At 62.3% G+C, this 14,797-nt stretch carries 10 protein-coding genes, 1 tRNA gene and 2 pseudogenes; 8 read left to right on the top strand and 5 right to left on the bottom strand.

What is annotated here, in order from left to right; translation table 11 throughout:
* Positions 1-42 precede the first annotated feature (42 nt).
* Positions 43-119 (top strand) — tRNA-Met (locus E0473_RS15225).
* A 421-nt stretch (positions 120-540) separates the two neighbouring features.
* Here E0473_RS15225 and E0473_RS15220 read toward each other — a convergent pair.
* The 4 genes from E0473_RS15220 to E0473_RS15205 form a co-directional block, all read right to left on the bottom strand.
* Entirely contained in the window at positions 541-1,914 is a 1,374-nt protein-coding gene (locus E0473_RS15220; protein WP_137681778.1) for an efflux transporter outer membrane subunit, read from the bottom strand.
* The gene (locus tag E0473_RS15215; protein ID WP_137681777.1) at positions 1,911-5,042 is read right to left on the bottom strand and encodes an efflux RND transporter permease subunit; all 3,132 of its coding nucleotides are present in this window, start codon (positions 5,040-5,042) and stop codon (positions 1,911-1,913) included. Before E0473_RS15215 ends, E0473_RS15220 begins: the two co-directional genes overlap by 4 nt.
* The gene (locus E0473_RS15210; protein WP_137681776.1) at positions 5,032-6,123 is read right to left on the bottom strand and encodes an efflux RND transporter periplasmic adaptor subunit; all 1,092 of its coding nucleotides are present in this window, start codon (positions 6,121-6,123) and stop codon (positions 5,032-5,034) included. Before E0473_RS15210 ends, E0473_RS15215 begins: the two co-directional genes overlap by 11 nt.
* Positions 6,124-6,615: 492 nt before the next feature.
* A complete protein-coding gene (locus E0473_RS15205; RefSeq protein ID WP_137681775.1) occupies positions 6,616-7,287 on the bottom strand; it encodes a GntR family transcriptional regulator in 672 nt (223 codons plus the stop codon).
* Between the two features lie 500 nt (positions 7,288-7,787).
* Here E0473_RS15205 and E0473_RS15200 point away from each other — a divergent pair, with 500 nt between their 5' ends.
* From E0473_RS15200 to E0473_RS15770, 7 genes and pseudogenes are all read left to right on the top strand, one after another.
* Complete coding sequence (locus E0473_RS15200) at positions 7,788-8,924, top strand: aromatic ring-hydroxylating oxygenase subunit alpha (RefSeq protein WP_137681774.1); 1,137 nt, start codon at positions 7,788-7,790, stop codon at positions 8,922-8,924.
* Between the two features lie 29 nt (positions 8,925-8,953).
* Complete coding sequence (locus tag E0473_RS15195; RefSeq protein ID WP_137681773.1) at positions 8,954-9,685, top strand: acetoacetate decarboxylase family protein; 732 nt, start codon at positions 8,954-8,956, stop codon at positions 9,683-9,685.
* Between the two features lie 30 nt (positions 9,686-9,715).
* The gene (locus E0473_RS15190; RefSeq protein ID WP_137681772.1) at positions 9,716-10,024 is read left to right on the top strand and encodes an EthD family reductase; all 309 of its coding nucleotides are present in this window, start codon (positions 9,716-9,718) and stop codon (positions 10,022-10,024) included.
* 4 nt (positions 10,025-10,028) lie between these two features.
* A complete protein-coding gene (locus E0473_RS15185; RefSeq protein ID WP_137681771.1) occupies positions 10,029-11,537 on the top strand; it encodes a linalool dehydratase/isomerase domain-containing protein in 1,509 nt (502 codons plus the stop codon).
* Positions 11,534-12,049 (top strand): SCO family protein, encoded by a 516-nt coding sequence (locus tag E0473_RS15180; protein ID WP_137681770.1) that lies wholly within the window; start codon positions 11,534-11,536, stop codon positions 12,047-12,049. Before E0473_RS15185 ends, E0473_RS15180 begins: the two co-directional genes overlap by 4 nt.
* Positions 12,046-13,041, top strand: a complete 996-nt coding sequence (locus tag E0473_RS15175; RefSeq protein WP_137681769.1) for an outer membrane protein assembly factor BamB family protein — start codon at positions 12,046-12,048, stop codon at positions 13,039-13,041. The genes E0473_RS15180 and E0473_RS15175 overlap by 4 nt, the downstream gene beginning before the upstream one ends.
* A pseudogene (locus E0473_RS15770) lies at positions 12,927-13,856 on the top strand (outer membrane protein assembly factor BamB family protein); the annotation flags it as partial. The gene E0473_RS15175 and the pseudogene E0473_RS15770, both read left to right, overlap by 115 nt.
* A gap of 71 nt (positions 13,857-13,927) precedes the next feature.
* Here E0473_RS15770 and E0473_RS15165 read toward each other — a convergent pair.
* Positions 13,928-14,499 (bottom strand): annotated as a pseudogene (locus E0473_RS15165) (transposase); the annotation flags it as partial.
* Between the last annotated feature and the right edge of the window lie 298 nt (positions 14,500-14,797).

Below are 14,797 nucleotides of genomic sequence, written 5' to 3'. Positions count from 1 at the left end.
GGGCCGTATGGACCCGCAGGCGCCTGAGGCAAAACACGGTAACGCGGGGTGGAGCAGTCCGGTAGCTCGTCAGGCTCATAACCTGAAGGTCGTTGGTTCAAATCCAACCCCCGCAACCAGCCTCCCCACGATAACACATACATACCTCCGGCAGTCCCTTTCGCTCGAGGCAATGCTCCCGCAGGGTGACAGCTAATGCTGTTGTCGGCCAGAGCGGTTCTCTGCGGCTCGCATTATGCTGGTTGCAAGGAATATAAAGCCGACCACGGGAGTCAAAGCCGTCAGGGGTGGGCAACATCGACCAACGATATTATGGACACAGCGGGACCAGCATCTTGAAGGGCCTAATGCGGGGCTCGTTGACCTATTCCTGTCTGTGTCGAGCCGCCGCCTCTCCGTTTGACATGCTTACCGGGACAGCCTTTCCGACGAGGCTGCGGCGAAACCGACCGTCATCGATTTGCGGTTAGTCGCTTGGGCGCTACGTGACGGGCGACTGGCGAAATCCACTTTAGGCGGATTGTGGGCGTATCGTGTCCATCAAGAGGACCTGCCAACAGCCTGGCCATCTGGCGCGCCTATTGCCGCGTGGAATGACACGAACGAGGTCGCAACTGCGGCCTGACTGTCGATCAGCGACTGACGGCTCGCGATGAGTTGTCTTTGAGCATCCAGCACGTCGAACAGCGTCGCCAGGCCCTCGCGGTAAAGCGCGTCCGACTGTTCAAGCGCCGCTTCGCTCTGCTCGATGGCCTCGCCTAGCGCATTTATTCGCTGGCCGTTGGCATCGAGCGCGACGAGCGCGTTTTCGACCTCGCCCAGCGCTTCGAGGAAGGTCAGGCGGTACTCGCCGAAGCCCGCGTCGGCCTCGGCCTGCGCGGCATCAACTTCGGCGCGCCTGCGGCCTCCGTCGAACAGCGGAAGATCGAGCGCAGCGCCGATGCTGGCGATAAATTCGTCGAGGATGCCGCCGATACTGCCATCGCCCAGCGTCACGCCTGCCGGAATGGTCAGCGAGGGGCGCAGGTCCGCCTGCTCGACCCCGACGATTGCCGAGGCGCGCAGCAGCGCCGCCTCGGCCGCGAGCACATCGGCCCGCCGACGGAGCAGGTCCGCAGGCGTGCCCGCTGGCGGCCCGCCGGCGTAATCAGGGATAGTGTGCTGGCCCGGTGCAGGCGGCGGAGTGAAGAGCCCCGGCGACTGGCCCAGCAGGATTGCCAGCCGGTTGGCTGCGCCCGCCCGCGCAATCTCGATCAGGCCGCGCCGCGCGCGCGTCTGCGCGAGGTCGGCCGCCGCGCGGCGTACATCGAGATTGGCGGCAAGACCTGCCTCGAACCGCAGCGTCACGATCCTGAGCGTACGCTCCTGCAATTCGGTCGATTGCGCGAGCAGTTCCAGCTGCGCGCCGGTGCGGCGATATTCGATATACTGCGCCGCGATAGCGGCGGCGACCAGCCTGCGCTGATCGGCGAGGATGTACTCCGCCTGCGCATAGTCGGCGGCGGCGGCACGGATCTGCGCCGAGAGACGCCCCGAGATATCCGGATCGAACGTGCCCAGCAGGCCGATGCTGGCGGAATCACTATCGTAGGTCCCCAAGCTGATTGCCGCGTCAGCTGCGCCATCGAGGCGAGGCAGACGATCAGCGCGTTCCGCCTGCAGAAGCGCATCCGCCGCACGTAACCGGTCGCGCGCGATGGCGATATCGAGATTGGCGGCCAGGCCTTGCTCGACCAGATCGTTGAGCACCGGATCGCCGAATCCCTGCCACCAGTTCTCCGCCACCCCGCTGGGCGGCAGGTCGCCCGCATAGGCCTGCGGCGCGACGATTGGACGATCGACCGGATAGGGATCAAGCGATGCGCAGGCCGACAGCGCCATCGCGGCCGACAGGAGAGTGAGACTGCGGATCATGCGGGCGCCACCGTCATGTCCTCGTCCAGCGAATCGATCTCCTCGCGCAGCTTGGCGAGGTCGACGCTGCGCGGCTGCCCGAAGCGGGCGATGGCGAGATAGAGCACGGGAGTGAGGAACAGAGTGAAGATGCTCGCTATGCCGAGCCCGCCGAAGATTACCCAGCCGATCGACTGGCGTGCCTCGGCCCCCGCTCCGCTGGCGAGGATCAGCGGCAGCGCGCCGATCACGGTGGAGATCAGCGTCATGGTGATCGGGCGCAAGCGGATCGCGGCGGCTTCCTCCACCGCTTCGCGTACACTGCGGCCCTGGTGGCGCAACTGGTCCGCGAACTCGACGATCAGCACCCCGTTCTTCGCCATCAGACCGATCAGCATCACCAGCCCGATCTGCGAATAGATGTTGAGCGACACGCCCGACAGGAACAGCGCGAACACCGCTGCGGCAAGCGCAAAGGGCACGGTGAGCAGCACCACCAACGCGCTGGTGAGGCTTTCGAACTGCGCGACCAGCACCAGAAAGACGATGGCGAGGGCAAAGCCATAGGTCAGCGCCAGCGCATTGGAGCTTTCCTCCAGGCTTTCCGCATCGCCTTGCAGCAGCATGTCGATATCCTCCGCCACCGTCTCCTCGGCCAGCCGCTCGATCTCGTCGACCGCGTCGCGCATGGGAGTGCCCGCTGCGATGTCGGCATCGACCTCGATTGCACGGCGCTGTTCGGTCCGGTCGAGTTCGGCGGCGATGCCCTGTTCCACGATCGTTGTGAGCGCCGACAACGGCACCAGACTATTGCCATCCGCGTCACCGCTCGATCCGCGCACATAGAGATTGCGCAGGTCATTGGGGTTGGTCACGCTCACCGTCTGCGCGGTGAGGAAGATCGGCACCGCCTGATCGCCCACGTTGAGATCGACCAGTTCCTCACCGCCCACCATCGCCCGCAGCGTCTGCGACAGGTCGTCGAGATCGACGCCGAGGTCCGACGCGCGCTGCCGATCGATCCGGACCGAAAGCTGCGGTTGGGTCGGCTGATAGGAAATTTCGGCGTTGGAGAGGATGGCTGATTGGGTGTCGATCGCGGTCGCCAGCGCATCAGCGCTTGCGTAAATCCGGTCGTACTCAGGGCCGGTCAACGCAACCTCCAACCCTTCGCCCCCGCCGCCGAAGCTGAGCGTGCCGCGCCCGCGCGCATTGGTGCGCGATCCGGGAATTTCCGCGAGCGGACCGTTCAGGTCCTGCACGATTTCGGTCTGGCTGCGATCGCGCTCGCCCCAGTCGGCCAATTGCGCGGTCACGCGCACGCGGTTAGGATCGTAGCGGCCGACGATAGAAAATGTGCTCTCGATCTCGCCGCTGTCGAGATAGGGCTGAAGCACCTGCTCGATCTCGTCCAGCTCGCGGTCCATGAAAGCGAGACCGACGCCGTCCGGGCCGGTCGCATCGACCGTGACGACCCCGCGATCCTCGTCCGGCACCAGTTCGTTGTCGAGCTGGGTATAAAGAAACCCGGCGAGCCCCGCGACCAGTACCGAGCCTATGATCATCGCACGCGGCGCGTCGAGCGCGCGCTTCAGCAGGCGATTATAGCGATCCGTGACGGCGGTGCCGAAGCGCGACAGGCGGCTCTTGCCGGTTTCATCGCCGTCCGCCTCACTGCTGGTCAGATCGAACTTCGCGGCGAGCGCGGGCACCAGCGACAGCGCGACGAAGCTGGACAGAATCACCGCGACCGCCAGCACGAAGCCGAATTCGCGGAACAACCGGCCGGTCTCCGACGGCAGGAAGCTGATCGGCACGAAGACGGAAACGAGCACGGCTGTGGTCGCGACGACTGCGAAGAACACCTGCCGCGTGCCGACAACCGCCGCAGCGCGCCTGCCCAGACCCTTGTTCTGCAACCGCTGGCAGTTTTCCAGCACCACAATTGCGTCGTCGACGATCAGCCCCGTCGCCAGCACCAGCGCCAGTAGGGTCAGCAGGTTGATCGAGAAGCCCATCAGCCAGATGCCCGCGATCACGCCCACCAGCGCGACGGGAATGGTCGTGCTGGGGACCATCGTGGGTCGCCAGGCACGGAAGAAGATCAGCATGGTGGCGACCACCACCAGCACCGTAAAGCCGAGCGTGAGCAGCACCTCGCGCACCGAAATGCGGATGAATTCCGCGTCGTCGGAGACGATTTCGACTTCGACATCGTCGAACCGCTGGTTCACCCGCTCGACCGCCTGCTGGATCGAGTCCGAAATTTCGATGGTGTTGGAACTGGCCTGCCGCACCACGCCCAGGCCGATGATCGGCCGCCCGTCCAGCCGCACGAAATTGCTGGCATTGGCGGGCGCGAAGCCGACTTGCGCGACATCGCCGATCCGCACATTGCCGCTGATGATGACGCCTTCGATCCGCTCGGGCTCGGTCGCACTGGCATCGGCGCGCACGACGAGGTTTTGCGCGTCGGAGCGGAACGAGCCGACCGGCACGTCGAACGGGGCATTCTCCAGCGCATCGGCGACATCGGTCAGCGTCAGCCCGAAGCGGTTGAGGCGCAGAGGATCGACCGCGACGCGCATCTGCCGCTCGCGCGCGCCAAACGGTTCGATGCTGGCCACGCCCTCGGCAGTCAGCAGTTCGGGAATGATGTCGTTGTCGACCAGCCGGGTCAGTTCGGCTTGATCATAGGCATCGCTCAGAACCGCCAGCGTCATGATCGGCTGCGCATCCTGATCGGCCTTCACCACAGTCACCTGCTCGACCCGCTCCGGCAGGTCGCGCTGCGTGCGGCTGACGGCCTCACGCACGTCTGTTGCCGCGGTGTCGAGGTCGACGCCGGGATTGAACTCGATCCGGATGCGCGAATTATTTTCCTCGCTCGAAGAGCTGATCTGGCGCACGCCCGAAACGCGCGCCACTGCATCTTCCAGGATGCTGGTGACCTCCGCATCCATCGTTTCGGGTGCGGCGCCGGGCAGGGTGGTGGTGACCGAGACGATCGGCCGGTCGACATTGGGCAGCTCGCGCACCTCCACGCCGACAAGCGCGGCGATTCCTGCCATCACGATCAGCAGGTTGAGCACGCCGATCAGCAGCGGCCGCTTGACCGCCAGCATGGGCAGATCGGACCTAGTCGCCATCGCGGCCGCGCGTGGGCGCCGTGTTAACACGGACATCCTGCTCGGGCTGGCGCGCCTGGGGGACGACGCGGATGTCCTGCCCGTCGCGCACCTTCTGCACGCCTTCCACGATCACCCGGTCGTTGCGAGTAATCCGTCCGTCGACGAACACCCGGCCATCGCGGCGCGAGGTGATGGTGACGGGCACGCGCAGCGCCTTGCCGTCGCGCACCAGAAACAGGTGCGATCCTTCTCCGCCCCACACGATCGCCTGCTCGGGAACCGAGGGGCGCATCGTGCCGCGCTGGGTGAACTGGACGCGGAAACTCATGCCGGGGCGCAGCTTGTCGTCGGGGTTGGCGATGGCAGTGCGCACGATAAAATCGCGGCTGTTCTGCGATACCCGATTGTCGGTCGCAACGACCTCGGCCTCTATCGTGCGCTCAGGCTCTGCGAATGGCGTCACCTCGACCGTGCCGCCCGGGCTGAGGTTGGCGAAGACCTCTTCGGGCGCGGGAAAATCGACATAGAGCGTGCCGCGCTGGTCAATCTGAGTAATGGGAGTGGCGTCATTGACGCGGTCGCCCACATCGATCTCGGTCAGTCCGACATGGCCTGAGAACGGGGCGCGAACCGTGCGATCGGCCAGCGCTGTCTGCGCCTGTCGCAGCGCGACCTGCGCGGCGGCGAGCGCGGTCTCGCCCGCCTCAATCTGGCTTTCGGAAATGGCGCCGGTATCCTCGATCCTGCGATAGCGGCCTAGCAGCTGGTTCGCCTCGCGCACCGAAACGCGCGCGGCTTCGACATCAAGCCGCTCGGACCGGTCGTCGAGTTGCAGCAGCGCCGCGCCGCCGCGCACATAGTCGCCCGCTCTGAACAGCACGCGGGTGACGCGGCCCGCAGTTTCAGGATACAGTTCGGCGGAAGTCGCCGCCCGCGCAGTGCCGATCGCCTCGACTTGCGAAAGTTCGGGAACAAAGCGCACCTCTTGTGCAATCACCGGCACTTCTTCGGCGGGTCGCTCATCCTCGGCATTCGCGCAGGCGGCCAGCAGCAGGCAAATGCTGGTAAGCGCGAATTTTCTGAGATCAAGTTGGTGCATCGTCTCCAAGTCTATGGGAGTCGAAGGGATGGTGAAAGGCCTTTCGGGATCGCTGCTGCGTTTGCTCCACTCGCTACGCGCCAGCGATGGGAAAACCTATCCGCAAGGCTGGACCCGGAGGTGGTTTGACATGCTTCCGGCTGAACGGAAACCAACGGTGACTACACCGTTACAGCGTCGAAAGGGGCAATTCCGATCGGCGGATTGAAAGGAGTGCTGGCAAAAGGAACCGCTCTCGGCACGCTGCACCAAAAGGGCGCAGTTAGCATCCTTGACCAGCAGTGGTGCCCCTTCGAGTCCAAAGATGGGAACCAAACCATGTGGCAAATCACGCTGCCGCCAGTCTGATCAGCCTGGTCTACGGCCGCTTCCCGGCAGCAACTGGGCCGATCACGGACTATCTGTTAAAAGGTCAGGACTACGCGAATTTGGTCTCTAGCCGAAGCGCGCGAGCACCGGACACTGGAAAAATAGACGAGGAACTATGCGCCTTTATCGGCCTTGCTCGAAAACGGCTCGCGTCAACTCTTCCAGATAATCCATGAGCTCGTCCGACGCAGCTTCGGCGGCATCCGGCATCCCTTGCGAGATCGCATCGGCAATAGCGGCGTGAAGGCATGCCGCTTTCGGCCAGTCGCCTAGAGTATCGAAATACCGGTACCAGAAGCGCCTTGAGAGACCGGACATGAGCCCGATGGCGGCACTGACGTACTCGTTGTCCGATGCTTCCATGAGCCATTTGTTAAAGCGCAGATCGAGGCGTAGGAATTCGATCTCGTCGCCGCTAGCTGCAGCCTGCCTCATCTCGACGGAAAGCTGGCCAAAGGTCGAACGCTGTCTGGCACTGGCAAACGAAGCGGCACGCCGCGCTAGCAAGCGCTCGAGTTCGCGGCGCACTTCAAGCAACCTTAGCTGCGCATCGACCCTGATCTCGGTTACGAATATCCCTCGGCGGGGAGAAATGAGAACCAGCCCTTCTCGTTCAAGGCGATGAAGAGCTTCACGAACAGGTGTTCGTCCGATGCCAAGCCTTTTGCTAAGATATCCTTCCGAGACCGCGGCGCCGGGCTGCAGGTCCTGGGTAACAATGAGCTCTTCGATCGCGCGGTAGGCCCGCGTGACCAATGTCTCGTCATCCCCCGCCAAGTGCTGATCTTTCTCCATGGGGCGCGTGTGGCTCACTGACCGTCATCTGACAAGGAAGCGATCTATCTGAGGTAACGGCGATGCTGCTGTTGACGCCTCTTAATACCTGGCGGTCATTCCGGCTGGTCGCGGTTGTATTCCAGTCCGCGGCTAATGACCGGCCAGCGCTGTAGCAACTTTCATGAGGCTTTCCGCAACTACGTCCTCGATGGGCTTCCATTTCCCGGCTGGCCCGTCGCGAGAAGATGTCCGGCGGTCACTGCCAAACTATCAATGCCCTGCAACTGAGATGCAAGTGATATATTTGGCTGGCGGAGCTCCTGCTCTCTTGTTACCCTCCGGCAGACGGCTTGGGAGTCGACATACGAGTGGGAACTGGTTGGGTGCTGTCTGGAGACGCCAGAAAGATCAGTAGCGATCAGTTCTTAGGGAGCGCAGTACATGGGCATGGCTCGCAATAGCGAGCATTTCATGAGCCTTCGGTCTTTCCAAAGGAAGCGAGCAGGAGAGGTATAGCAATGTTCCTGAAGAACACCTGGTACGTCGCCGGCTGGCTGACGGAATTCGAAGTGGGCGATCTCGCCGGACGCACAATCGCCGGCGAGCCGGTGGTGTTCTTTCGCAAGCAGGACGGCAAGCTCACTGCGCTTCCCGACCGATGCCCGCATCGCTGGGCTCCGCTCTCCAAAGGACGGCTCGAAGGCGACGAGTTGCGCTGCATGTATCACGGCGTAAAGTTCGATGCGGAGGGGAATTGCGTCGAGGTGCCCGCTCAGGAAAAATTCTCTCCGCAGCTGTGCCTGCAACCTTATCCGGTGGTCGAGCGGCACCAGTGGGCGTGGATATGGATGGGGGAACCGGCGCTGGCGGATCCCTCGACCATTCCCGATTGCAGTTACCTCGACGATCCGGCCCGGCGATTCAAGACCGGCCAACTCGATTACGAAGCGCATCATGCGCTGATAAGCGACAACCTGCTCGATCTTTCGCATGTCGGCTTCCTGCACGAGAAAACACTGGCTGCTCCGCCAGAGGGCGAGCCGGAGGACAAGAAGACCGGCCAGTCTGCGGGTGGCTCCGCCGGCAAGCGGATCGAGACCGGCGTGCGCTACGAAAACTGGCGTGTTGGCGATTTCGGTCGTGCGGTGATTCAGGCAAAGGCGGGCGGGACGGGCGATGTATGGTCGCGGCTCGATTACGTTGTGCCGGGCGTATTCATTTCGCGCGTGGCGACTTATCCGGCAGGAACAGCCGAGCAATGCAATTTTGGCACCCCACCTGCCGACGTTGAACCGCTTAGCGACAATATCAGTTGCCAGGCGGTCACTCCGATGACCGAGCGTTCGACGCGCTATTTCTTCTCTTCCGGTCCGCGCAAGGTGGATGTGACCGATGAGGAAGCGGAAGGCATGTGGGCCGTGGCCAGTGCCGCCTTCGATGAAGACCTCGACATGATCGAGGCGCAGCAGGGCATCATCGATCACCATCCGGGCGAACGAATGGCGTGGATCGATGCCGACAAGGGCCCCGCGATGTTCCGGCAATTGATGGCAGATCTGATGCGAAAGGAAGGCACGCCGGTCGAGGTGTTTCCGCCAAGCCGTTCCCCCGGCGTAACCGCCGCGAGGCCCGACATGGTCGAAGCGGCAGAATAAACTAACAAAAACGTCAGTGAGGAGAGGGTATGCAGGGTAGGCTCACTAAGGACCAGTTCGGCCTCACCATGCCGGTCCAATCGGCCGCCTATGTCGAGAAGCCATCCTACTGGCGCAATGCGGACTGGTACACGTTCGAATACCGAACCGATCCGGAAGCAGCCGCTGCCATCGTGCCGGAACAGCTCCAACTGACCGACCCGACGCATGTCCGACTGATCTTCGCGGATTACGAATGGAGCACCGGCGGTCCCTATCGCGAAATCCTGCAATGTATCAACGTGCTCTATGACGGCGAGGAATACGCCTACTTCACTCAGGCGGGCGTCAGCCAGAGCATTGCTCTGATGGCTGGCCGCGAAGGCTACGGTTTTCCCAAGAAGATCGGCCACATTGCCTTCGACAAGCACGAAGACCTCGTCGGTATGTCTTACGAACGGCCGCAGGGCTTAAGGATCATGACCGGTGTGTTCCGCGGTCTCAGCCCGATGGAAATGCCCGAGAGCTTCATGCTGAGGGGGCTCAACCTGCGCGTCATACAAAGCCCCGAGCCCGATGAACCATATTCGCTGGCCGAGCTGGTTCTGGGCGAGCTCGAATGCCGTCCCAAGTTCTCGTGGTTGGGCGAAGGAAACTGCCACTACACCGGCGTCTCAGATCTCGACCCTTGGCATCAATTGCCGGTGCGCGAGAAAATCCAGGAAAGCTGGATGCGGCTTGATATCAACCTCGCTGGTGCGTCGATTGTTGAACGCCTCTGACCCGGCTGCATCTTCTGAAAGGACTGCTCCATGTACCGCCTCATCAATCTTTACCCGTGGCCCGACGATCCCGAAGAGTTCAAACGCTATTTCGTTGATGTCCACTTGCCGCTCGGAGCAAATGTGCCGGGAGCGATCCGGCGCGGTTATGCCTTTGCGCCAGACATCACGATCAACGGCGATCTCGATTGTTTTTGCGTGTTTGAAGCAGACTATGAAAGCAAGGAGGCGTTGATGGCCGCCCTGGCGACGCCCGAGGCCGCGGCAGCCGGTGCCGATGTGCCCAACTACTCGCCGAAGCCGGCCCGCTCGATGCTGTACGAACTGACCGAGATCTGAGCCGATGCTGACCGACAAGCAGGCGGGCCACATCCGCCACATGCGCAATCTGATGGCACAGCCCGATGGCGACTGGTCGCACATGGATTCGATGGAGGCCGGGCAGGAAGGCCTGTCCTCCTATCGCTATCAGTTAGGCCACATCGTTTATGCGCTGGGTCTGGCGCATTTCCACCACCTGCCTGCCGCACCTTGCGTTTTCAAGGAAGCAATGCAGGCCGCGATCCGCAAGATGCGTCGGCGCGAGGTCTGGGGCTATTGGTACGAAGCGAGCCAGTCCGACAAACGCATCGATCCAGATCTCGAGGAGCGCCGCGAGCAGTGGCACGATCCGGTGGTCAAGGAAAACATCATGTATTCCGGTCACCTCCATGCCATGGCCGGGATGTACGGCGTGCTGTTCGATGATGACCGCTACGAGCGCGAAGGCGGACTCACCATTCGCCACTCTCCGCTGTTCGTGGGCGAGGAAATGGAGTTCAGCTACGACTTCTCCTCGATCAACGACATCATCTACTGGCAGATGGTCGAGAACGGCTGGCTGGGCGTCGCGTGCGAGCCCAATTGCATCTTCCTTGTGTGCAACCAGTTTCCTATGCTGGGCTTCCGCTTCCACGATATTCGCAAGGGCACGAGCATCGCCGAAGAGGCTGCTGCGGGCTATCGGCAGGCCTGGCAGGACCGCGACGCGCTGGACCGTCCCGGCACCATGCCGATGATGCTGATGGTGCGGCAGAACGTGTTGGTCCCGGGCGGGCCCGCGACCGACTCCCACACCGGCGCGATCATGCATGCGTGGAACCGCGATTTTGTGCGCGAGCATCGCCAGAGCCAGGTTTACCACGCGCTCAAGACGGCTGAGGACGGCACCGTCTCGCTGCGGCCATTGGCCATGCTGCCCGGTACTGCGGAGTCTTACGAGGAGGCTGGCAAGGATGCCGCACTGGATGAACTGGCGGTGCAGTGGTCCACTCCGGATTTCGGAACAGTCCTGATGTGGCTTTCGGAGCTTGGCGATAGCGAAACGCTGTTTGCCATGTTTGCGCATGCCGACAAGTACATGAATCCCTCATGGGAGAAGGGCGGGCTGTACTACCCGCGCAACGACCGCAGCTATGACGAAGAGGGAAATCTCACCTTCGTCGAACCGCTGACGGGCAATGTGCTGGCCGGATATGCCCGGCTCAATGTGCCCGACGGGCTTTGGAAGCTGTACAACCATCCTTGGGGAAAGGAGCATTTTCGCCAGCCACATTTGGCCGAATGTCCGTTCGAACTGGACGTGCTGCAGGCGCGGTATGATGAGCAGCAGAACATGCTCTCGCTGACGCTGCGCCCGGCAATTGAAGAAAAAGTGGATGCCAGGCTCCTCCTTGCCAATCCGGGTGGTGGCCCTTGCGAAATCCTGCGCGATGGCAAAGCCTTCACCACCGGCGAGGGGGATAGCATCGAACTGAGGCTGACCATCGATGCGCAAACCGATCTGCAGCTGGTGCAAGGTAGCGGGTCTTGAACAGCGTCAGGATTGGAGGCGATTTTGCGCTCACCGACCATTTCGGAAAGGCTGTTACCCAGGCCAGTTACCGCGGTCGCTTTGCGCTGATCTTTTTCGGCTTTACCCATTGCAAGATGGTCTGCCCGCGCGCCCTCACGCGTCTGTCGGAGGCGCTTGACTTGCTTGGCGAGCAGGCCGCAGCCATTCAGCCACTCTACGTCACCATCGATCCGGAGCGTGATACGCCCGATGTGATGCGCGCCTTTCTCGAAGACCGCTGGCCGCGTTTCACCGGGCTGACCGGCAGCAAGCCAGACCTTGAGGCAATGCGCACTGCCTTCAAGGTGTTCGCCACGAGGGTGGCTGACCCCGGCGATCCGGAAGGTTACGATATGCCGCACTCCTCGCTCGCCTATCTGATGGACCCACAATTCCAATACCGCGCGCACTATCCCGACACGCTCGATGCCGCACGACTGGCAGACGCCTTGCGCGCCGAACTGGCCAAACCCGCTGAAAGTACGGGATGAAAAAATCGCTGTCTTCGGTGGGGCTGATTGCCTTGCTCTCCGCTTGCGCCACTGTCGCCGAAGTGCCGGTCATCGGCGCAGAGTCAAAAGCTTTGCCGGTTGAGGACTTCGACTACGCCGGGTGGGATGCCTATCTGGGCGGGGCGGACAGCGCGCAATATTCCTCGCTCGACCAGATCGACCGGTCGAATGTCGACCGACTGGAAGTGGCCTGGGAATATCCCACCGGCGAGGGTCAGCCGCCGCGTTTCGATCCGGTGGTTGCAGGCGGGCGGATGTATGTCCTTCACGGCAGCGGGCAACTCGCGGCGCTCGATCCTGCGACGGGCGCCGAGTTGTGGCGTAGCGAGCTGGAAGGGCGCATTGGCGCGCGCGGCGTTAATTACTGGCGCAGCGACGATGGCATGGATGAGCGGTTGTTGGTAATCAACAATGGCATGCTTCGCGCAGTGGATGCTGCAACAGGCCAGGTGATTGAAGACTTCGGCACTGACGGCGGCGTCGATTTGCGCGATGCTTTACCAGCCGATGTGACGGCACCGGGTGGGCCGCTGCAGACAGACAATCCGGGCCGCATCTATCGTGATACGATTATCGTCTCCCTGCCAGCAGGCGCCTATGATTACGCGTCTGCGCCAGCGAACATCCATGCGTATGACGTGGTGACCGGCGCATTGAAATGGACCTTCAATATGGTTCCGCGCGAAGGGGAGTTCGGTGCCGACACCTGGCCCGACACGCCTGATCGCAGCCTCTTCGGCGGCGTGCACAATTGGTCGGAAAGCACGGTCGATAGCGAGCTGGGCCTAGTCTACATTCCCACCGGCACGGCACGGCACGGTACGACTATTTCGGCGGCAATCGCGAAGGGGACAATCTGTTCGCCAACTCGATTGTTGCGCTCGATGCCGAGACCGGCGACCGTGTCTGGCACTATCAGACCGTGCACCACGACATCTGGGATTTCGATCTGCCCACGGCGCCCAAGCTGATGACAATCACTAAGAGCGGCGGTCCTGAAGGCGGCGCTGCAATGGGCGAACGCATCCCGGTTCTGGTTCAGCCGACCAAGCAGGGCTGGCTGTTCGTGCTGGACCGTCGAACTGGCGAACCGGTATGGCCGATCGTGGAAACACCGGTTCCCGCATCCGACATTCCGGGCGAGAAGGCCTCCCCCACACAGCCGATCCCGACCTGGCCGCTGCCCTACACGCGCATGAGCTTCAAGCCGGACGACATAAATCCGCTGCTGCCCGAAGAAGATCAGCAGGCCCTGCGCGAATTGTTCGAAATCTCGCGCTGGGGCGAAGGGCCTTATGTCCCTCCAAGCACGCGTGGAACCATAAGCTTTCCCGGCGCCAATGGCGGGGCGAACTGGGGCAATGTCGCCTCCGATCCCGAGCGGCAACGCATTTACGTCGTCAGCCGCGAACTTCCTCTGCTCGTCAATCTTGTGGCCGATCGTCGTCCGGAAGCGAAAGACGCCATGCCTAATGGGGAGGGTGAAGACATTATTCCTTATCGCAGGCCGACCAATTTCCTGCTGCAGTCGAACGGCATGGTGGCGATCAAGCCGCCGTTCTCTTTCCTCACTGCTTACCACATGAATTCTGGTGAGCAGATTTGGCGGATCCCCAATGGCGAGATCATGACGCTGGAGGAACAGGGTATCACTGGCGTTGGCGCGCAGACGCCGCGCGGCGGCCCGGTGGCGACAGCCGGCGGCCTCCTCTTTGTCGGCACCGCGACGGACCGGGCTTTCCGCGCGCGCGATGCCGATACCGGGGCAGTCCTGTGGGAGTACCGCTTCGATGCGGCGACCGAGGGCTTACCTGCGATTTTCGAGGTCGATGGACGCCAGTTCATCACCGTGCCGGTGGGCGTTACCGGCGTCGACCCGCCGAACGCGGCATCGTCGAGCATTTCAAGATACTCGGCAACCGCGCGTCTGATGGCTTCGGACGGAAGACCTTCGCGAACGCTGGCGGTGGACATCGGCGCGGATCAGGCTGGCATCGACCGCGAAGCCCTCGGCACCGACCAGCCCTTCGGCCATGCAGCGCTCGACGGTCAGCTCGAACAGCTCGCGTAACAGATCGCTGTCGCGGAACCGGCCGTGCCTATTCTTCGAAGGTCGAGTGATCGGGCACCGCGCCATCCAGGTCGAGCCGACAGAGCAAGCGATAGGCGGGGGTCAGGTGAACCTCCTCGCACAGCCGCCTCTCGGATCGGATGCCCATGCAATAGCCGATGATCAGCATCCGGATCATCGGCTCGGGATCGATCGAGGGCCGTCCGGTCTCGCTGTAGAACGGCTTTAAATGTTCGCGGATGCCGGACAGATCGACAAACCTATCAATCGACCGCAGCAGGTGATCGCCCGGCACGTGATCCTCGATGCGGAAGCTGTAGAACAGCGCCCCCTGAATCACCGTCCGCTCGCCCATCATCGCTACGTCTCCGCTTGCTCACGGAAACTGAATCACGACTTTACGCCGACCGCAAGCGAGACTTTTTCAACAGAATAGGGGCGCAAAGCTGACCGGCTCGAACTGGGCCGGTTCAAGACTGGCGGATAACAGCACTCCGATCGCGAAAAGCTGCCATTAAGCAACCGCCCCTCCTTTGCGGACATAATCTACCGCCCAAATCGCGGCGCACGCCGAAGCTATAGAAACAGTCTTTCGTGCTGCGTGCTGAGCGAATACCGTTAGCGATATCCTAATGTTTTCATGCATATTTTAAGCC

It is taken from the genome of Aurantiacibacter suaedae (assembly GCF_005434915.1).
GTDB classification, from domain to species: Bacteria; Pseudomonadota; Alphaproteobacteria; order Sphingomonadales; family Sphingomonadaceae; genus Alteraurantiacibacter; species Alteraurantiacibacter suaedae.
Note: the sequence above shows the minus strand (reverse complement) of the source record. Positions and strands in the feature narration are given on the sequence as shown.